Origin of the sequence: Mesorhizobium sp. M8A.F.Ca.ET.218.01.1.1, assembly GCF_004791165.1 — a bacterium.
GTDB lineage: Bacteria > Pseudomonadota > Alphaproteobacteria > Rhizobiales > Rhizobiaceae > Mesorhizobium.
Genome location: NZ_SRUZ01000008.1, coordinates 216,071 through 234,205, shown reverse-complemented (window position 1 = coordinate 234,205; position 18,135 = coordinate 216,071). Strand labels below are relative to the sequence as shown.

Annotated in this window: 20 protein-coding genes; 7 read left to right on the top strand and 13 right to left on the bottom strand. The window is 60.3% G+C overall.

The window, feature by feature from the left end:
- Positions 1-66 precede the first annotated feature (66 nt).
- Positions 67-1,086 (bottom strand): fatty acid desaturase, encoded by a 1,020-nt coding sequence (locus EN861_RS27225; protein WP_189343746.1) that lies wholly within the window; start codon positions 1,084-1,086, stop codon positions 67-69.
- Positions 1,087-1,316: 230 nt separating this feature from the next.
- Here EN861_RS27225 and EN861_RS27220 point away from each other — a divergent pair, with 230 nt between their 5' ends.
- Together EN861_RS27220 and bmt are read left to right on the top strand one after the other, a co-directional pair.
- Positions 1,317-2,174 carry a helix-turn-helix transcriptional regulator gene (locus EN861_RS27220; RefSeq protein WP_127280234.1) on the top strand — a complete coding sequence of 286 codons (858 nt, stop codon included), beginning with the start codon at positions 1,317-1,319 and terminating at the stop codon, positions 2,172-2,174.
- A gap of 118 nt (positions 2,175-2,292) precedes the next feature.
- Positions 2,293-3,315: a betaine--homocysteine S-methyltransferase gene (gene bmt / locus EN861_RS27215; RefSeq protein ID WP_189343755.1), complete on the top strand. Its 1,023-nt coding sequence runs from the start codon at positions 2,293-2,295 to the stop codon at positions 3,313-3,315.
- Positions 3,316-3,332: 17 nt separating this feature from the next.
- Here bmt and EN861_RS35585 read toward each other — a convergent pair whose 3' ends face one another.
- From EN861_RS35585 to EN861_RS27170, 8 genes are all read right to left on the bottom strand, one after another.
- Positions 3,333-3,602 (bottom strand): hypothetical protein, encoded by a 270-nt coding sequence (locus EN861_RS35585; protein WP_167531374.1) that lies wholly within the window; start codon positions 3,600-3,602, stop codon positions 3,333-3,335.
- Between the two features lie 388 nt (positions 3,603-3,990).
- Positions 3,991-6,150, bottom strand: coding sequence for a VWA domain-containing protein (locus tag EN861_RS27200; protein ID WP_135866728.1), 2,160 nt, complete (start codon positions 6,148-6,150; stop codon positions 3,991-3,993).
- A 2-nt stretch (positions 6,151-6,152) separates the two neighbouring features.
- A complete protein-coding gene (locus tag EN861_RS27195) occupies positions 6,153-6,713 on the bottom strand; it encodes an RNA polymerase sigma factor (RefSeq protein ID WP_135866726.1) in 561 nt (186 codons plus the stop codon).
- Between the two features lie 123 nt (positions 6,714-6,836).
- Positions 6,837-8,015, bottom strand: a complete 1,179-nt coding sequence (locus EN861_RS27190) for an NAD(P)/FAD-dependent oxidoreductase (protein WP_135866724.1) — start codon at positions 8,013-8,015, stop codon at positions 6,837-6,839.
- A gap of 101 nt (positions 8,016-8,116) precedes the next feature.
- On the bottom strand, positions 8,117-8,848 hold the full coding sequence (locus tag EN861_RS27185; RefSeq protein WP_135866722.1) for a dienelactone hydrolase family protein: 732 nt from the start codon (positions 8,846-8,848) through the stop codon (positions 8,117-8,119).
- Between the two features lie 104 nt (positions 8,849-8,952).
- Positions 8,953-9,633 (bottom strand): 4Fe-4S dicluster domain-containing protein, encoded by a 681-nt coding sequence (locus tag EN861_RS27180; protein ID WP_127278061.1) that lies wholly within the window; start codon positions 9,631-9,633, stop codon positions 8,953-8,955.
- Entirely contained in the window at positions 9,630-10,079 is a 450-nt protein-coding gene (locus tag EN861_RS27175; RefSeq protein WP_127278060.1) for a hypothetical protein, read from the bottom strand. The genes EN861_RS27180 and EN861_RS27175 overlap by 4 nt, the downstream gene beginning before the upstream one ends.
- A 142-nt stretch (positions 10,080-10,221) precedes the next feature.
- The gene (locus EN861_RS27170; RefSeq protein ID WP_127278059.1) at positions 10,222-11,796 is read right to left on the bottom strand and encodes a trimethylamine methyltransferase family protein; all 1,575 of its coding nucleotides are present in this window, start codon (positions 11,794-11,796) and stop codon (positions 10,222-10,224) included.
- Between the two features lie 289 nt (positions 11,797-12,085).
- Here EN861_RS27170 and EN861_RS27165 point away from each other — a divergent pair, with 289 nt between their 5' ends.
- Positions 12,086-12,784 (top strand): B12-binding domain-containing protein, encoded by a 699-nt coding sequence (locus EN861_RS27165; RefSeq protein ID WP_032930649.1) that lies wholly within the window; start codon positions 12,086-12,088, stop codon positions 12,782-12,784.
- A gap of 150 nt (positions 12,785-12,934) precedes the next feature.
- On the opposite strand, the gene EN861_RS27160 is transcribed toward EN861_RS27165, so the two are convergent.
- Positions 12,935-13,156: a hypothetical protein gene (locus EN861_RS27160; RefSeq protein ID WP_135928195.1), complete on the bottom strand. Its 222-nt coding sequence runs from the start codon at positions 13,154-13,156 to the stop codon at positions 12,935-12,937.
- Positions 13,157-13,559: 403 nt separating this feature from the next.
- Here EN861_RS27160 and EN861_RS27155 point away from each other — a divergent pair, with 403 nt between their 5' ends.
- From EN861_RS27155 to EN861_RS27145, 3 genes are read left to right on the top strand one after another with little or no spacing between them, the layout of a single operon-like run.
- On the top strand, positions 13,560-13,868 hold the full coding sequence (locus EN861_RS27155; protein WP_135866719.1) for a hypothetical protein: 309 nt from the start codon (positions 13,560-13,562) through the stop codon (positions 13,866-13,868).
- On the top strand, positions 13,865-14,308 hold the full coding sequence (locus tag EN861_RS35580) for a hypothetical protein (protein WP_189343745.1): 444 nt from the start codon (positions 13,865-13,867) through the stop codon (positions 14,306-14,308). The genes EN861_RS27155 and EN861_RS35580 overlap by 4 nt, the downstream gene beginning before the upstream one ends.
- A 49-nt stretch (positions 14,309-14,357) precedes the next feature.
- Positions 14,358-14,690: a hypothetical protein gene (locus EN861_RS27145; RefSeq protein ID WP_135866717.1), complete on the top strand. Its 333-nt coding sequence runs from the start codon at positions 14,358-14,360 to the stop codon at positions 14,688-14,690.
- A 43-nt stretch (positions 14,691-14,733) separates the two neighbouring features.
- Here EN861_RS27145 and EN861_RS27140 read toward each other — a convergent pair whose 3' ends face one another.
- Positions 14,734-14,973: a hypothetical protein gene (locus tag EN861_RS27140; protein WP_135866715.1), complete on the bottom strand. Its 240-nt coding sequence runs from the start codon at positions 14,971-14,973 to the stop codon at positions 14,734-14,736.
- A gap of 421 nt (positions 14,974-15,394) precedes the next feature.
- On the opposite strand from EN861_RS27140, the gene EN861_RS27135 reads away from it, so the two are divergent.
- Entirely contained in the window at positions 15,395-15,700 is a 306-nt protein-coding gene (locus EN861_RS27135) for a hypothetical protein (RefSeq protein WP_135866712.1), read from the top strand.
- Here the strand turns inward: EN861_RS27135 and EN861_RS27130 are convergent, their stop codons facing one another.
- Together EN861_RS27130 and EN861_RS36695 are read right to left on the bottom strand one after the other, a co-directional pair.
- On the bottom strand, positions 15,701-17,593 hold the full coding sequence (locus EN861_RS27130; RefSeq protein WP_135866709.1) for a hypothetical protein: 1,893 nt from the start codon (positions 17,591-17,593) through the stop codon (positions 15,701-15,703).
- A gap of 70 nt (positions 17,594-17,663) precedes the next feature.
- Positions 17,664-17,786, bottom strand: a complete 123-nt coding sequence (locus EN861_RS36695; RefSeq protein ID WP_281041227.1) for a hypothetical protein — start codon at positions 17,784-17,786, stop codon at positions 17,664-17,666.
- Positions 17,787-18,135 lie beyond the last annotated feature (349 nt).

Below are 18,135 nucleotides of genomic sequence, written 5' to 3'. Positions count from 1 at the left end.
AAAGTTCGCAAAAACGCGGCGCCCAATCAGAATTGGCCGACACGGCATCCACCCTATCGGCGGATCCTATTCCTTGGGTGGCTCGGCCGGGACCGGCACCGTGCCAAGTCCATTGATGTTGCGCGCCCTGACGCGCGGCTTGAACGCCCTGCCTGGCTCGGGCGCACGCCGCAGCACCGGATGCACGATCGGCTCCTTGGCCTTGAAGGCATAGGATTTGAGCAGCGCGAAATAGTTCGGGTAGGCATAGCCATTGTTCATCCGCAGCCATTCCTCGCGCCGGTCACGAAACAGCTTCGGCAGCCGGTACCAGGCGATCGTCGGGCTCTTGTGATGGACGAAGTGCAGATTGTTGTTGAGGAACAGGAACGACAGCGGCGAGCGCTCGACGATCACCGTGCGGCCTTCCGGATGCTCCGACCACTGATGCTCGGCATAGGTGCGGATCGAGATCAGCGACTGGCCGAGCCACACCGGCACCAGCACATACAGCCAAACCGGCATGCCGAACCCGAACTGCACGACCGGCAGCACCACGGCAAGGCCGATCGCATGCAGCAGCCAGGCCTTGCGGATCGCCTTGTCGCCGGCAATCACATGCTTGGCATCGTCGATGAAGAAGCCGATGCAGGACAGCCACGGGCCGAGCACCAGACGACCAGCCATGGTGTTGTTGACCTTCAGCACGAATTTCATCAGCGGCGGCATTTCTTCGTGCATCCAGAGCGCCTGGTAATAGCTCTCGGGATCGTCCAGCGGATCGGTCAGGCGCTCGTCCGCATGGTGGCGCAGGTGAATGGTCTTGAAGCGGCGGAACGGCCACGCAAGACCGATCGGCAGGAAGACGAAGGCCTCATTGACCAAAGCGTTGCGGGTCGGGTGACCATGAAGCACCTCATGCATGATCGAGGACTGCAGAGCCAATGTAACGGCCATGACGATAAGGGCCAGGATGGGATAGGATGGCCAGAGGAAGAGGCCGGCGGCGAACCATGTGCCGTAGCAGAAGAAAGTGAGGACCACGGTCGGCCATTCGATGGCCGGTTTGCTGCTTCGACGGATGCTCTTGCCTGGTATGCTTGCCATGCTATCGACCACTGTCCCTCAGTCGCCGGAACCCCAAATGGTTCCTGACAGCATTGTGTCAGGAGAAGTGATTCCACTCAACGCGACAAAGTGCACAAAATGTTGCGATTGCGCATTTTTGACTGCATATGTTGTACATTGTAAACAATCTTAGGGATTCATTTACGCCTGGGAGCCCTGCTGCAGGGGCTTCGGCGCAAATTTTTCCTCCGGAAGACGGGAGCAAGGCCATGGACAAGCGCGATCTGTCGACGATCTTTCGGGAGCGTCTGAAGCTCCTCCTGACACGCTCGGATCTCAATCAGTCGGCGTTCGCGTCAGCGGTCGGCATCGATCGGTCGGCGCTGTCGCAGCTGATGTCGGGCGCGTCGACACGCCTGCCGCGAGCCGAAACGCTGCTCAACATAGCCGCCGAATTCAAGGTGTCGCTGGACTGGTTGCTGGGCTTGAGCCAGGACGAAGGGGTGACCGGCGAAATCCGCGAGAGCCTTGAGATCGAGGAAGCGCCCGATGGCTTCGACCGCACGCTGCTCGCCAAATGGTTCGCCGAAGCCGCTGGCACCAAGATCCGTTATGTGCCGGCCGGCATTCCCGATCTCCTGCGCACCCGCGCGCTCGTCGACTACGAGGCCAACATCACCAACAGGAGCCGCCTGGCGCAGGCCAGCGAGACGCAATACCGCATCGAATACAACCGGCGTCCGGAAACCGACATGGAAGTCTGCATGCCGCGCCACACGCTGGAGATCTTCGCCCGCGGCCTCGGGGTGTGGGACCGTTTCCCGGCAGCCGACCGCCAGCAGCAACTTGCCCATATGGCGACGCTGCTCGACGACCTCTATCCGACCTTCCGCCTGTTCCTCTATGACGGCCGCATGCGCTATTCCATCCCGCTCACCATCTTCGGTCCTTATCGCGCCGCCATCTATGTGGGAGACATGTATGTGGTGCTGAACGCCACGCAGCCGGTCCAGGCGCTGACACAGCATTTCGACAATCTGATCCGTGCCGCCGACATCAACCCGCACGAAGCGGCCGCCTTCGCCCGCAACCTGGCCGGCATGTCGTTCGCATCAGGCTCAGCCTGAACGCGCTCAGCATCGCAATTTCATTGACTAGACATAAAGACTTCTTTATATCCTTATTCGAATTTCCATGTTCGAATTCCCGGGCATGTTCGAATTACAAGACATGAAAGCCAATCCGATGACGACGAGCAATCCGATCGAAGCCCTGCTGGCTGAAAAGGGCGTGCTGCTGGCCGATGGCGCTACCGGCACCAATCTGTTCGCCATGGGGCTGGAGGCCGGCGAGGCGCCGGAACTGCTGAACGAAACGGCGCCCGACACCATCACCAGCCTGCACCAGAATTTCGTCGACGCCGGCGCCGACATCATCCTGACCAACTCCTTCGGCGGCACCCGCCACCGGCTGAAGCTGCATCATGCGCAGGACCGCGTCCATGCGCTGAACAAACGCGCCGCCGAGATCGCCCGCGCTGTCGCCGACAAGGCCGGCCGCAAAGTGATCGTTGCTGGTTCGGTCGGCCCGACCGGCGAATTGCTGGTGCCGCTTGGCGCCATGACCTATGACGAGGCGGTCGACGCCTTCGCCGAGCAGATCGACGGCCTCAAGGAAGGTGGCGCCGAAGTCGCCTGGATCGAGACCATGTCGGCGCCCGACGAGATCCGCGCCGCCGCCGAAGCCGCCATCCGCGTCGGCCTGCCCTACACCTATACCGGGTCGTTCGATACCGCCGGCCGCACCATGATGGGCCTGCCGCCGAAAGATATCCACGGCGTCGCCGACGGCCTGTCGCAGGCGCCGCTCGGCGTTGGCGCCAATTGCGGCGTCGGCGCCTCCGACATCCTGGCTTCGCTGCTCGATATGACGCAGGCGAAGCCGGAGGCGACCGTCATCGTCAAGGGCAATTGCGGCATCCCCGAATTCCGTGGCACCGAAATCCACTATTCCGGCACGCCCGAATTGATGGCCGACTATGTCCGGCTCGCCGTGGATGGTGGAGCCAAAATCATCGGCGGCTGCTGCGGCACCTCGTTTCAGCATCTGGCCGCGATGCGCAAGGCGCTCGACGCCCATACCAAGGCGGATCGTCCGACGGTCGAAAAGATCGTCGAGCGCATCGGTCCGATGCGCAACAAGGTGGCGACGGCAAACACCGCCGAGACCAGCGAAGCCCGCCGCGAGCGGCGGCGCGGCCGGGCCTGACGCGATTTCTTTTGCGGCTATTCGCTGTTGTCGGCGTAGCTCGACTGCGCCGACCTGAAATCGACGACATTGTCGCCGCGCATTGTCGCCAGCACACCCGATGCGCCCGGATCGGTAATCTGCTCCAGCATGGCGCGGAAGCGGTCATTGGTCAGCGCCGACATGGCGGTGTGACGCGCCTGCGCGACATCATCGCTGATGCGTCTGGATTCGGCTGACGGGGCTGATGAAACCGCCGAAGCATCCCGTGCCGGCGGAGTCGAGTTGGCGATGGTTCTGATCTGCAATTCCGGCTCCCTCAAGCCTTAGACATGACCGGTGTAGCGAGAGGAAATTGCTATCCGGTACCGGAAATGCAGCGCAATTTAACGATCCGGCGCGCTGCCCTAGGATCTGTTGAGATTCAGGTCAGGCCGAGCCGAAAACAGTGACTTTCGAGAACCGGAGCGGAGCGTACTTAAGTACGTGAGCACCGGAAGCGCAGGGGGCGTACTTAAGTACGTGAGCACCGGAAGCGCAGGAAGCCACTGTTTGCAGGCCGGCATCACCTGAATATCAACAGATCCGAAAAAAAGGCCGGCAAGGGAAAGTATCCCTCGCCGGCCTGCCTCACCCGCCCGTGGGCCGGCTATCAGAACGATCCCATCATCTGAAAGAAGCCGGCCTTCATCGCCACTACCGGTTACCGCCCAGCGCCGAGGCAAGGCGCACAAGCGAAAGGAACTCGGACCTGTACCCAAACGGGTCGGCTCCTCGGGCGGCAGTGGCAATCTCCATGATCTTGTCGTAGCCGAGCTTCGCGGTCGCATCCTCGTCGCGCAGCTTCTGGCCGAAGGCCGCCACCGCGACGGAGAAACGCTGGTCGGTGCTCGCCTGGTCGAAGGAAGCCACCTCGTTGGCAGAGGTCACCGGCGTGGTGATCAGCTTCGAGACGTCCTCGTTGGGCAGCTTGTAGCGTATCTTGACGAAGGCATATTCGTCCGCATTGGCAACGCCGCCATTGTTGACCGTGGCCTGACCATAGCGCAGCGGATCGATCTGCTCGCCGCCACTGCCTTTGGGCGTGATCTCATAGATCGCGGTGACCGAATGGCCCGAGCCGATATCGCCGGCGTCGACGCGATCATTGTTGAAATCCTCGCGGTTGAGCGCCCGGGTTTCGTAGCCGATCAGGCGATATTCCGAGACCTTGTCCGGATTGAACTCGACCTGGATCTTCACATCCTTGGCGATCGGGAACAGGGTCGAGGAGGCATCCTCGACCAGCACCTTCTCCGCCTCGGCCAGCGTGTCGATATAGGCGGCGGTGCCGTTGCCGTTCTGTGCGATGGTCTGCATCATCTGGTCGTTCAGATTGTCGTGGCCGAAGCCGAACACCGACAGGAAGACACCCGACTTGCGCTCCTGTTCGATCAGGCGCTTCAGATCATCGTCGTCGCTCTGGCCGACATTGAAGTCGCCATCGGTGGCCAGCATCACCCGGTTGACGCCATCCTTGACGAAGGATTGCTGGGCAAGCTTGTAGGCCTCCTTGATGCCGGCCTCGCCGGCCGTCGAACCGCCGGGCGTCAGATTGTCGATGGCGTTGAGGATCTTGTCCTTTTCGGCCGCCTTGGTCGGCATCAGCACGGTGCCGGCCTCTCCGGCATAGGTGACGATGGAGATCGTGTCGTCGGCCTTCAGCTTGCTGACCAGCAGGCGGAATGCCGATTTGAGCAGCGGCAGCTTGTCCGGCTCGTCCATCGAGCCCGAGACATCGATCAGGAAGACCAGATTGGCCTTCGGCTGCTCGGTCGGCTTGATGTCGAACCCTTTGATGGCGACATGCATCAGCTTGGTGTGCTCGTTCCACGGCGTCGGCATGACGCTGACGGTCGAGTTGAACGGCGTCGATGCCGAGTCCGGCCCCTTCCAGTCATAGGGGAAGTAATTGATCATCTCCTCGACCCGGACCGTGTCGGCCTGCGGCACCGACCCTTCCTTCAGCGAACGGCGCACGAAGGAATAGGAGGCGGTGTCGACATCGATCGAGAAGGTCGAGACCGGGTCTTGCAGGGCCGCATGCACCGGATTGGTCTTGAAGTCCTCGATGCGGTTGCGGTTTTCCTCTTGCGGCGCGATCTGATCCGCCGGTGCGGTCGGCTGCGGCGCCATCAGCTTGGATTCGGCAGCCGGCATGCGGGCAACCCGCGACGGCGCGCTTGTCGTGCCGTCGACCGCGAACTCGCCTGTCGGGGCCGGCGCTGGCTTGTAAGCCCGCAAAGTGGCCGACTCGGGTTCGTTGACCGTTGCCGGGGCCTCATTCGGCGTCACGTCACGCGTGCGTCCGTCCTGCTGCGCCACGCCGCCTGCGGCAGTCGTCTGCGGCTGCGGCGGCGAGGCTGGTGGCGCAAGCGCGTCGCTGGCATCGCGGCTTTCCACATCCGCGTCGGCCTTCTTGTCTTTCGCCAGTTCCGTCGGGGCCTGCTTCGGCTCGGCGGTGGTCGGCTTCACGGTAGCCGGCTTGTCGGCCAGCGTTTCGGTGATCTTCTGGTCGCCGCCAAATTTGGGCGGCTGTTCCCTCAGCATATGGAAGGTGGCGTATCCGGCGATCGGCAGGGCGACGAGCCCGGCAAGGGCCGGCGTGGCAATGAGTTTCTTTTGCATGATCTCGCTCCAGAGCTTTTGTGCTCGCTCTGTGAGACGAAGGCCGCCGGCCGATCCTTGGGTGACAGCAGAAATATTTTCCTGGTCGTAGGCGCGCAGGGCGGCCTCGAAGGCACGCGCCTTCGCGCTCTCGCCGGGTGCGGGTATTGCTGCGTCACGCAGCTTTCTGAGTTCGTTGTCGTCGACCATGGTCACACTTCCCCGGCTGAACGCATCAACGTCTTCAGCCGTTTCTTCGCTTCATGGATGTGCCAGGAAACCGTCGTCTCCGAGATCGCCATCGCCTCGGCGGCGGCCGCGTGGCTCAAGCCTTCGCCATAGACAAGCATCACGGCATCGCGCTGCTTGTCCGGCAATTGCCGCACCGCCGCCCACAGCGCTTCGGCAGGGTCTTCGCTCTCGGCCGGGGCCTCACCCGAAATCAGCGCATGGACGCCATAGGCCTCGGTCTTGACCGTCTCGCGCGCGGTCTTGCGCATCATATCGCGCGCGGCGTTCATCGTCATGGTATAAAGCCATGTCGTGAACGCACCGCCGCCGCGATAATCGCGGATCGTCTTGCCGAGCCGGACGCAGACTTCCTGGGCGATGTCTTCGGCATCGGCCTTCCTGCCGCACCAGCGATAGGCGGCGCGATAGACGAAGTCGTAGTGACGCTCCAGCAATTTGCCGAAGGCCCCCCTGTCTCCGCCCTTCGCCCGTCCGATCAGTTCGGCGTCGGAGGCTTCGCTCTCATCCAGCATCATCGCCATCATTTGCCTGTTGGACGAAGGCTAATGGCTAATCCTTGGGGTGATGGAAAGATTTTTTTCGAACAGGGCCTTTTGCAGCTAGGGGCAGGTTGAGATTCAGGTCAGGCCGGCCTCACCTGAATATCAACACGCCTGGCCCGCCGCCCAGCCCGACGACCATGCCCACTGGAAATTATAGCCGCCGAGCCAGCCGGTGACGTCGACGACCTCGCCGATGAAGAACAGACCAGGTATCGATTTCGCCCGCATGGTCTTCTGGTCGAGCCCGTTGGTGTCCACCCCGCCGAGCGTCACTTCCGCCGTACGGTAGCCCTCTGACCCGGCTGGCTTGATGCGCCAGTCGTTGACCGCGGCCTCGATGGTTTTGATCTGGGCCTCGGAAAGATCGGCAAGATTGCCGTCGAGCCCGGTTCGCTCGGCTATCGCCTGGGCAAGCCGTTTCGGCAAGTGATTTGCCAGCACCGTCTGCACCGCTTGCCGGCCATTGCCGCGCTTGGCGACGCGGACGAGCTCAGCCACATCCGTGCCCGGCAGCATGGCGATGCGGATTTCATCACCCTCGCGCCAGTAGGAGGAGATTTGCAGGATGGATGGCCCGCTTACGCCGCGATGCGTGAACAGCATCGCCTCGGAAAACCGCGCCCTGCCGCAGGCAATCTCGGCGTCGACGGCGTTCCCGGCCAGGGGCGAAAGCCGCTCGAGCGTTTTTGCATCGAAGGTCAGCGGCACCAGGGCAGGCCGTGTTTCGACGACGGCAAGGCCAAACCGATCGGCAAGTTCGTAGCCGAAGCCCGTCGCGCCCATCTTGGGGATCGACTTGCCGCCACAGGCCACCACCAAGGACCGGCAAGAGACCGAGCCGGTGGAAAGCCTGAGTTCAAATCCTTCCTCGGTTTTGCTGACGGTCTCGACGGAAGTCGACAATACCAGCTCGGCGCCCCTGCCCTGCATTTCCGAGACCAGCATGTCGATGATCTGGCGCGCCGAGCCGTCACAAAACAGCTGCCCCAGTGTCTTCTCGTGATAGGCAATGCCGTAGCGTTCGACGAGCGCAATGAAGTCGCGCTGCGTATAGCGGCTGAGCGCCGAGATGCAGAAATGCGGATTCCTCGAGATGAAATTCTTCGGGCTCGCATGGATGTTGGTGAAATTGCACCGACCGCCGCCGGAGATGCGGATCTTTTCGCCAGGTGCCGCCGCATGATCGAGGATGAGCACCGAACGGCCGCGCTTGGCGGCCTCCACGGCGCACATCAATCCGGCGGCGCCGGCGCCAATGATCACGACATCATAGGATTGCATCAGGCTGATCGTTCCCGCATGACCCGCGCCGCTTTAGCGGGCGAGCCGGTCATCCGCCTGATACCTCCAATGTGGCGCGCGGCCAACAGGGTGGCGAAGGCTCAGACCAGCGTTTCGGCGAACAAATCCGTCAATCGCTTCCAATGCCGCTCGGCACCGGCTGCATTGAAGACACTATGGTCGGGCACACACCAGCCATGCGCCATGCCGACATAATTCTCGATCGTGTGGTCGACTTCAGCATTCCGCAGCGCCTCTTCCAGCCTCGTCGACTGTTCCGGCGGAAAGCTCCGGTCGACGCCCGCCATACCGACATAGATGCGCGCCTTGATGGAAGCCGCCTTGCGGTGCGGACTGTCGGCGGCATCGCTGGCGAGGTTGCCGCCATGGAAACTGGCGGCGGCCCGGATCCTGTCGGGATAGGTCGCGGCGGCGTTGAGCGCCCGCGCGCCGCCCATGCAATAGCCGACGACACCAACAGGTCCGGCGATCCTCTCGGCGGCCAGAGCATCGAGGAAGGCGCTGCCGTCGCGGATGGTCATGCCCTGCGTCGTGCCGCCGCTCAGCATCAACAGCAGGGCCTTGGTCTTTGCCTCGGCAAAGGCGGTTTTGGGATCGAACGGGCCATACGGCGCATAGCGGTAGAAGAGATCGGGCACCAGCACGGCATAGCCATGCCCCGCGAGGCGCTCGGCCATCTGGTCGAGCACCGGACGCGGACCGAAAATATCCATGTAGATGATGATGCCGGCCCTGGCGGGCGAGGCTGGACGAAACAGCCGTGCCTTCGCCGTGCCGTCCAGGGTCTTGATCTCGATGTCCTGCTTCGTCATTGCGCGCTCCGCCGGTTGCCAGGCGATAGATATCCGCGCCGCCCGCCAGGGCAAGCCGCAACCTGCCGATCTCGGTCAAGTTTCCGTGCGGTTCGGAGGAATGCCTATACTCCGGCGAACGCCGCCATGTGGAAAGCCTGGACATGGGCCGGATAGCGATGCTCAGCGCCGTAGGGACAGGCGTTGCGGTCGAGGCAGCCGCCGGCACGGCAAGGCGCACCATCCGTGCCGCGCACATGCGCCAGGCACGCCTGGTGCGCGAAGCCGTCCACCGAATAGGCGCCGACTGGACAGGACTTTAGGCAGGGTTTTTCGATGCATGCGTCGCAAAGGTGAATCGCTGCGTCAGCTTCGGGGGTCGCGATCTCCCGATCGAACAGCAATGCGCCGCGATAGGCGTGCCAGAGCCCATATTTCGGATGCATCAGGATCCCCAGCGGCGACGGTTTCAGCCCCTCGGCCCGCATCGCCCATCGCTGGAACGGCAGATACGGGCGGTCCGAAGGCGACACAGCGCGCGCGCCGAAATCGTCGGCAACGGCGCCGATGACCGCGCGCGACCATGTGTCGAGCGGATTGATGGCGGACGGTGGCTGCTTCTCACGCCACCGCAGGAAGTGCGGCCACGGCGCCGCGCCCGCCTGCCCGACCAGCAGCACCGACCTGGCTGGGACGCCTGATGAGCCTAGGGGAACGTCTTCGCCATCGACGAAATTGAAGCCGCCGCGGACAATTAGTCCATATCGGACCAGGGCCCCGCTGAGATGATCATAGCTACGGATCATCGGGCTTCAGCTTCGCTTTTAGCTCGCGAACTGCGTCGCTCTCGTTTTGGATCGTGCGGGTGAGAACAGCCGTAGACCTTGCGAATCCAAGCTTGTCCTCGGTCGTCAACGATCATCACAGCGCACGTGTATCCGGTTTCGTCCGCCGAGCACTGCCTGGTTTTCGGGAGATCGAACTCAATTTCAATTTGGCTAGAACAAACCCGAAGACCCTTTGCGGCAGTTTGAGTTTCGATCATTGACCGGTATTTGGCGGCTATCGAAGCGAATTCCGACAACGTACCTGATAACTGGCCTGATAAGTCAATCAGGATTTTGGCCGTAGAGTGCTCTCGTGCGTGCGCGTGAAGTTTGCCGATGGCCCAATAACCATCGGCGTCGTTGTTGCGGCTGATGAATGACGCGGCGACATCAGCCGCGATCCCCCTCAATGCCTTTCGACCCATCTCGATCTCCGACCGCCCGCCCGGAGAATAGCGGCGGCGTCGGCAAGAATCATCCCTTCCGGTCCGGATCGGAGAACGCGCTCCGCCAGACTTCCTTGTGGATGATGTTGGCGACTTTAGCCCCGCCTGACTCGGGCTCCTTTCAGGTGAAGGCGTCGGGCATCGACCCTTTCTTCTTGGCGATGAAGTCCTTCAGGGCTTCGTCGATGCCTTCATCAAGGTGCGGCGCCTCGTAAGCCTCCAGCCAGCGGCGGGCGAGATCGTTGGCACGCTGCGGGGCGGTCTTCTGGCCTTCGGCCAGCCACTGCTCATAGGAGTTGTTGTCGGCGATCGACGAGCGGTAGAAGGCGGTCTGGAAATTGGCCTGGGTATGGTCGCAGCCGAGATAGTGGCTGCCCGGGCCGACCTGGCGAATGGCATCCATCGCCTGGCCGTTTTCCGACAGGTCGACGCCTTCGCAGAATTTCTGCTGCATGCCGAGCTGGTCGATATCCATCATGAATTTTTCGTAGCAGGACGCCAGCCCGCCCTCGAGCCAGCCGGCCGAATGCAGCACGAAATTGGTGCCGGCGAGAATCGTCGAGTTCAGCGTGTTGGCGCTCTCATAGGCTGCCTGTGCATCCGGAACCTTGGACGCGCAGAGCGAGCCGCCGGTACGGAACGGCAGTCCGAGGCGGCGGGCGAGTTGCGCTGCTCCATAGGAGACCAGCGACGGTTCCGGCGTGCCGAAAGTCGGCGCGCCCGACTGCATCGATATCGACGAGGCGAAGGTGCCGAACAGCACCGGGGCGCCCGGACGGATCAGCTGCGTGAACGATGCGCCGGCCAGCACTTCGGCCAGCACCTGCGTCAGCGTACCGGCGACCGTCACCGGGCTCATCGCGCCGGCGAGGATGAACGGCGTGACGATGCAGGCCTGGTTATGCCGCGAATAGACTTTCAGGGCGCCAAGCATGGTCTCGTCGAACACCATCGGCGAGTTTGCGTTGATCAGGCTGGTCAGCACCGTGTTGTTCTCGACGAAATCGTCGCCGAACACCAGCTTGGCCATCGCCACCGTGTCCTCGGCGCGCTCCGGCGCGGTCACCGAACCCATGAACGGCTTGTCGGAATATTTGATGTGCGCGTAGACCATGTCGAGATGGCGCTTGTTGACCGGCACGTCGACCGGCTCGCACACCGTGCCGCCCGAATGGTGGATCGACGGCGCCATATAGGCGAGCTTGACGAAATTCTGGAAATCCTCGATCGTCGCATAGCGCCTGACGCCGTCCAGATCACGCACGAAGGGTGGGCCATAGACCGGCGCGAACACGGTCGCATTGCCGCCGATCTGCACCGAGCGCTCCGAATTGCGGGCATGCTGGGTGTAGATGGACGGCGCGGTCTTCAAGAGCGAACGGCAGAGCCCTTTGGGAAAATGCACGCGCTCGCCCTTGACGTCGGCGCCGGCCTCTTTCCACAATTGCAGCGCTTCCGCGTCATCGCGAAAAATGATGCCGATCTCCTCCAGCACCGTGTCGGTGTTCTTCTCGATCAGCGCCAGACCTTCCTCGTTCAGCACCTCGTAGACGTTGATCTTGCGCTTGATGTAGGTGAGCTGGGTGCCGGGACCGCCGCCGGAACGCGCGGCCCGGCGGGCCGCCGCTCCACCGCTGGCGCCGCGCCCACGCCGCGCGTTGGACGCTTCCTGGTCGACTGCCGCGTGTTCGCTCATGATCGCTCTTCCCTGAATATGGCCTGCCTGACTATGGCCGGTCCGTAACCGTTGCGGCCGCATGGCGCGGCTTTCGCCGGATCGTAGCCATGCACCCTATTCGAAACGGCCCGTCCGCGCCAACGCCTGTCGCAAAATCGACAAGAAATCCGATAGATTTTCCAGTCGCTTTCCTTTTGCGGGAAGTCGCAAATCAGCTATGGATACCCGCCCGTTGCGGGTTAGGTATGAACGCCATTATTTTGTGCCTTGCGACACAGTCGCGATGCCGTGAGGAGCTGGGATTAAAATGTCCGACGACGAGATCATCCTTTCTGAACTTTCCGACGACGAGTTGGTGCAGCAGATGCACGACGATCTCTATGACGGTCTGAAGGAAGAGATCGAGGAAGGCACGCGCATCCTGCTCGAGCGCGGCTGGGCTCCTTACAAGGTGCTGACCGAGGCGCTGGTCGAAGGCATGCGTATCGTCGGCGAGGATTTTCGCGACGGCATCCTGTTCGTTCCCGAAGTGCTGCTGTCGGCCAATGCCATGAAGGCCGGCATGTTCATCCTGCGTCCGCTGCTCGCCGCCACCGGCGCGCCCAAGCAGGGCAAGATGGTGATCGGCACCGTCAAGGGCGACATCCACGACATCGGCAAGAACCTCGTCGGCATGATGATGGAAGGCGCCGGCTTCGACGTCATCGACCTCGGCATCAACAATGCGGTCGAGAAGTATCTCGATGCGATCGAGCAGCATCAGCCCGACATCATCGGCATGTCGGCGCTGCTCACCACCACCATGCCCTATATGAAGGTCGTCATCGACACGATGAAGGAAAAGGGCATCCGCGACGACTATGTCGTGCTGGTTGGCGGCGCGCCGCTCAACGAGGAATTCGGCAAGGCCGTCGGCGCCGACGCCTATTGCCGCGACGCGGCGGTGGCGGTCGAGACCGCCAAGGATTTCATGAAGCGCAAGCACAACGTGCGCGCTTCGGCCTGATAGATTCTCCAATGAAATCAGCGAGTTAAGCTGATTTAGTGGCGCCTAAGTGATTGCAACACGTTGCCTCTGAAACCCGCAGATTTCCGGGCTTTCCAACGTGTTGCAATTTATTCCGTGCAACATTGTTGCAACACGGCGCCCTAGGCCCTACTCGCCGTCGTCAAAACCCAGGCCGATCACTTCGTCCTCGCGAAACCATTCGCCCACAGATTCCCCGTTACGGTCGAATCGCGCCAGGCACATGCGCCGCCCCTCCTCCATCTTGATCTCAATCACAGCCGCGGTGATGGTCACAAGCTCGCCAACCACTATCCCCTTACCCTCTGCAGTCATTTGATTTTGCTTTCTAGTTTGGCTTTCCACAGCCATTACCGGTCACGCGGCCGGCAGCCGGGAGTTGGAAACCAGCTAGAAACTGGTCGGACGCTTTTACGGTTTCCCGCTGGACATAGCCATCCGCTCCCGGCATATTACGCCGAGTGAGGATGGCCTGCTAAGGCGATCCTATGCGCCAAGCCCCGGCAAGGGCCGCGCTTCATCCGGTCGCCGGCAAGCGACGGGATATATTCTAGTCAGGGTTTTCCACACCCGCTGACAAAGTTGCGCCTGATTCCCTAAATTTGCAATAATAATCCCCTCGCGGGGAAAGCAATTCTGTTTGCCTATAAGCAGTCACCGCTTTACCGCTTTAATGTCAAAATAAAAGCGGTAGTAGAAAAACGCCGATTATCAGTATATGGACTCCTCATCTATCTTGAGGAGTCGTTTGTGAATGACAGAAAGACTCAAAACACTTTCCGAAGCCTCTGAGATTTTGCGACTCACCAACCGCGGCGTCGCTAAGCTTGCCAGGCAACACGGCCTCTGCATGGTGCGCGGTCGCACTCTGCTATTCAGCGGTGCCGACATCGAAGGCATCAAGGACACATTGCGTGTCGAGCCGACGTCGCCAAGGTCGGCGTCGATAAAACCAGGGCCGTCTGAATATCGCCTAACCAAAAGCCTCATCGAGCTTTCGCGAAAGAAATCTGTCTCGCCCAAGGCGCGCGAAATCGTTCTTGGTCGATCGGGGCGCAAATGACTTTAGAGCCCCGCACCGTCACCAACGACGCCCTAGACAAGCTGCCGTTGTTCGCCAGCGACTTGGAAATCGCAGTCGCGATCGTCGGAAAGAATTACGCCTCGCTATGGAAGCGCGATGCGCTTCCGGTGCTCGAGCGTAGCGGATTCCCGCGCTTTGACGCGCTCCATCAAGGACGACCCGTACCTCTGATCAAACAGTTTTACGGGCTGTATTTCGGACTGACGCAGGGTTTTACGCTGGCAAGGCCGGACGGCGAGGAGCGGGAGTGGCTCGGCAAGCGCCTCGAAAAGAAGATTGATGACGAAGAGCGGAGGCGCGCTGCCGGCGAGGATGTACCCGAGCAAGATCCGGGCAGTCACAGTACGAAGAAGCTAACGGCGATAGCGGAATACAGAGCAAAGAAGGCTACAGAGTATGCAGCGAGGAATGCTCGTTGACATCCTTGTCTGTCGGGCGCCTGCTGATACGGGGATTTGGGAGGGGATAATGAAATACAAGGCAATTCTAATACTGTCTATTGGGCTGGCTTCCTGCGCTACACCACCAAATGACATCAAACCCATCGCGGCGGCGACAACGTATGGCGGCCTGTCGTGCAGCGAACTCTCCGCCAGAGCACTCAGCACAAACAGCAAACTCGGCGACCTAACCGCCATTCAGAGCAGAACTGCCTCCAACGATGCCACTGGCGTCCTTTGGCTGGGGCTTCCAGTCGGGAGCATGGGCGACAAGAACGCAAAACAACGCGTGGCAGAAATCGCCAGGCTGAAGGGCGAGTTGGACGCCATTCAGAAGGCCCGTGTCGCGGGTAAGTGTTAGCCACCTGACATCGGCAACCCGATTGGTTGCCCATCTTGCCTTCCTACTCAGGCGGAGGACGCACCGGTCCCGTGGTGTTCCACTGGATGAACGCGACTTCTTTGCCGGTCACTTCCCTTACCGCCTTCAGCAGCACCTCATGCAGGACGCGTGTCTGCCTGTAGTGGTCGCAATGTGGCGATATAAACGGCTTGATGATGCTTAGATGCAGCGCTTCCGCCGCCACCAAGAAGCGATCAATTTCAGCCTGCGACAACTGTTTCGACGGTTTTGACCTAGCCATTGCGACACCTTCCAAGGGTCGCCCCACCCAAGGAATACAGTCCTACAGTGTTCGATAGGTGTAAAGCGGCGTGCGGCTTATCCACAAGAAGAACGAAAAGAGAACAAAAACCTTGTGGGAAAAGCCAGCCGTGGCGGGCGGCGGAAGCTGAGTGGCTGTACATTAGGTAGCACTGGCTGGGGTTTACGGTGTCGCCTAACGATCGACTGAAACCGCAAACCCCGCGTACCAGGTGGCTCCCCGAAAAAGGGTGGTCGTTCACAGCGACCACCCTTTTTCGGTGTAACCATTTTGGTGACACGTTGCGTTTTTCGCAACTACCCAATTTTTAAATCACACCATTTTTGAAAGCACTGCTTTCACCGGTCAGCGCATTAGCAATCGCTTGACTACAGCGCATGCCGCGCCAGAGTCCCCTTTTATGGCGAAGGGTATCAAAATCGGCGACGAGGTTGCCATCACGGCGACGGTGCGCCGACGCGTCACTGAGGATCGCGTCAGCGTGTCAATTCCGTCCTACGGCTTTCCGCATTCGATTGTCGACCGAACCTCAAAGGTGAAAAAAGGCCAGCCGATCGAACTAATTGGCGACGTCACTCACATAGATGGCGAGTGGGTGACTGTGAACCTTGGCGTGCCGGTGACGGTGAATATGGACACGCTTAGACTTGTGACCGCATACAAGCCACCAGCGAGGAAATCCCCGCTGGTGGACAAGCCGACGTGACTAGATCATCTCTATCGAAAGCTGGGCGTCGCCAGCCAGCACGTCGGAATTGCTGCCGGTCGATGTGCCTTGCAAATTAATAGTCAACGTACCGCTGGCTGTGACACTGAGAACGCAGGAGATCACCTGAGCTACACTTGCGCTAGCTGCTTGAGCCATTCGCTGTAGGATGGCACCGCGGCTGTCGTTGAATACTGCCGTCGCCGTGCCAGTCTTATTGACCGTTGTAAGGAATTCGCCTGCTGTGGCCCCCTTAGTCGTGTTGATCATGGCATGAACAAGGAAGCGCTCGCCCTTGTTCACGTTGAGCGACCCCGACGTGGCCACAGTCGTTGGCGATGCCAGTACCGTGATCGCGCTGTTGGTTGAAGAGACGACTTTCCTGCCTCCTCCCAAACGCGAATTCACCCCGGAAGAGGTGTCAAGATAGGGTGCGACTGTCGCGCCGGTATAGACACCATAGGTCCGGATGTCGCGCGTCTCGCCGCCTGTGCTTGTCCCTGAAATTGCTACCGTGCGGGATGGACGCTCCTGTTCTGGCCCTTCGATTTTGAAGTAATTTGTATTGATGATCTGCACACCATCCCATTCGCCGTTGGTGGCCTTGTCCGTGCCTTGGTTGATCAACCGCACGTTCGGCCCGATGGTCGAGAAATCGCAAGTATCGAGCTTTATTGCCACGGTGTCCGTGTTCGTAAGCTGGATCTTGTAGATAAGCATGTCGGATATGTTCGACTGCGGCGAGTTCTTCAGGTCAATGCCGAACTCGAAGCAATTGATATGACCACCGCGCACTTGGACCAGAGGACGAGTTGTGGTGTGGCGCGTACTGATGCCAGTCACCATGCCGACCAATTCGGGGCGGTCAATCTTGATGCCTTCGGACCCTTCGCCGTCGCCGTAAATGCCTACCTGACAACTGTAGATACGGGGGCATTCGATGTTGAGATCGGCAGGGAATGCGCCAGATGTGTTGGTCAGGTATATCCCATAGCGCATCAAATTGAAGCTTCGCTTATCGGTGAAGTTCAAATCCCGGCGCCCATTGATGCAGGGGCGAATAATGCTCAGATTGTGGACATCGGTAGCTTTAATACCGTCCTGCCACCCAGCCGCGAGCGTTTCCCCCCGAATGTCGAGGTCCATCAGCAGGCAACGCGGTTGATTTCGATTGTTCACACTGTCTGTGTTCGAATATGTGACTTTGAGTCCGGCGCCGGTTTCCTGCCCCAGAGTTGTCAGGGTTAAACTCTGTGCACTGGTTACGTGCTCGAAAGTATCCTGGCTGATCACGAGCCCATCAGTTGCGCCAGCACCAAAGACAATCCGCCCCGCACCATAAGAGATGCCGCTAAGCATGAAATCCATGTTGGTGGCTGAAAGCGTAGCGTTGCAGTAGTAGCCCGGACCATCAGACAGACGCATCGAAAGACCGGCTAATTTCGCGACCGCGATCATGACCTGGAGCGCAGTCGCGTTGTTCGTGCTGGTCCCAACTGTCCCGGTCCAGTCCGAGATGGCGCCGAACATTTCTGGAATCAAGGAAGTTGCAGCGCGTACCCATGCACCTGCCGTAGCGGCAATCGCATCTGCCTTGACGTAGACGCCATTTACGGTGTCGGCCGCCACATGTGCAGAGAAGTCGCCAGACGTCCAAACAAAATCGCCATATCGGCCGGAAAGTTTTAGTGTCGCCTTGGTAAAGGTCGTGGTGTCGATAGCCTTCAGTGCGGCAATGCTGCTTACCGTGGCGGCGGCAAGGCCGCCTGAAATGACGCCCTCAAGCCAAGATCCCCAGGCTCGGACGTCAGGTTTGTATGGCGCCCACTTGCCGGAAGCCGGCACGCCGTCCGTGACGAAGTCGCGAAAAATTGTTGATGCAGGTTGGACCAAAGTGAATCTCTAAGAAAAAGACCCGCTAAGAGCGGGCCGAAAGAAGTGTCAGGGTTTGTGGAACTGGCTATTATTGGTCGTAGCCGGCACCGTCATCGAAGGCGCTACCGTCGTCGTGGGTAATGCCGTCGTCGTAAGGAGTTGGAACGCACGGAGGCGTTTCCGTCTCGTCGGCGGTTTTCGGATCTGTCATCATCGATTTTCCTTTTAGAGGCTGGGCGATCACGCGCCGGCCTCGCCTGCCTTTCGCTGTTGCCAAGCCACATTTTTGTCGATAATATTGTTAATATAATTGGTAATGGAGGTGGGAAGGTGCCTATCGCAAAGCGAGTTATTCCCGACCAAACTGGGATCGACGGTTCACTATCTCATGCGTTTCGGGAGCGGATCAGGCGACTGCGAAGCGAAGCGCGCCTCTCTTTGGCGGCTATCGCATACGAGATGAACATTAGTGGACCATTCCTCAGTCAACTACTTAGAGATGACCATCCCGGCCGCATAAGAAGTATCCACATTCCACGGCTTCGAACTGCCGTCGAAAC

Excerpts from the sequence above, each read along its gene's own strand:
- bmt (WP_189343755.1), top strand. The coding sequence starts at position 2,293 with ATGACGACGAGCAATCCGATCGAAGCCCTGCTGGCTGAAAAGGGCGTG.
- EN861_RS27175 (WP_127278060.1), bottom strand. The coding sequence starts at position 10,079 with ATGGGTCGAAAGGCATTGAGGGGGATCGCGGCTGATGTCGCCGCGTCA.
- EN861_RS27165 (WP_032930649.1), top strand. The coding sequence starts at position 12,086 with ATGTCCGACGACGAGATCATCCTTTCTGAACTTTCCGACGACGAGTTG.
- EN861_RS27225 (WP_189343746.1), bottom strand. The coding sequence starts at position 1,086 with ATGGCAAGCATACCAGGCAAGAGCATCCGTCGAAGCAGCAAACCGGCC.
- EN861_RS27155 (WP_135866719.1), top strand. The coding sequence starts at position 13,560 with ATGACAGAAAGACTCAAAACACTTTCCGAAGCCTCTGAGATTTTGCGA.
- EN861_RS27200 (WP_135866728.1), bottom strand. The coding sequence starts at position 6,150 with ATGGTCGACGACAACGAACTCAGAAAGCTGCGTGACGCAGCAATACCC.
- EN861_RS27190 (WP_135866724.1), bottom strand. The coding sequence starts at position 8,015 with ATGCAATCCTATGATGTCGTGATCATTGGCGCCGGCGCCGCCGGATTG.
- EN861_RS35580 (WP_189343745.1), top strand. The coding sequence starts at position 13,865 with ATGACTTTAGAGCCCCGCACCGTCACCAACGACGCCCTAGACAAGCTG.
- EN861_RS27195 (WP_135866726.1), bottom strand. The coding sequence starts at position 6,713 with ATGGCGATGATGCTGGATGAGAGCGAAGCCTCCGACGCCGAACTGATC.
- EN861_RS27220 (WP_127280234.1), top strand. The coding sequence starts at position 1,317 with ATGGACAAGCGCGATCTGTCGACGATCTTTCGGGAGCGTCTGAAGCTC.
- EN861_RS27135 (WP_135866712.1), top strand. The coding sequence starts at position 15,395 with ATGGCGAAGGGTATCAAAATCGGCGACGAGGTTGCCATCACGGCGACG.
- EN861_RS27185 (WP_135866722.1), bottom strand. The coding sequence starts at position 8,848 with ATGACGAAGCAGGACATCGAGATCAAGACCCTGGACGGCACGGCGAAG.
- EN861_RS27140 (WP_135866715.1), bottom strand. The coding sequence starts at position 14,973 with ATGGCTAGGTCAAAACCGTCGAAACAGTTGTCGCAGGCTGAAATTGAT.
- EN861_RS27180 (WP_127278061.1), bottom strand. The coding sequence starts at position 9,633 with ATGATCCGTAGCTATGATCATCTCAGCGGGGCCCTGGTCCGATATGGA.
- EN861_RS27170 (WP_127278059.1), bottom strand. The coding sequence starts at position 11,796 with ATGAGCGAACACGCGGCAGTCGACCAGGAAGCGTCCAACGCGCGGCGT.
- EN861_RS36695 (WP_281041227.1), bottom strand. The coding sequence starts at position 17,786 with ATGACAGATCCGAAAACCGCCGACGAGACGGAAACGCCTCCGTGCGTT.
- EN861_RS27160 (WP_135928195.1), bottom strand. The coding sequence starts at position 13,156 with ATGGCTGTGGAAAGCCAAACTAGAAAGCAAAATCAAATGACTGCAGAG.
- EN861_RS27145 (WP_135866717.1), top strand. The coding sequence starts at position 14,358 with ATGAAATACAAGGCAATTCTAATACTGTCTATTGGGCTGGCTTCCTGC.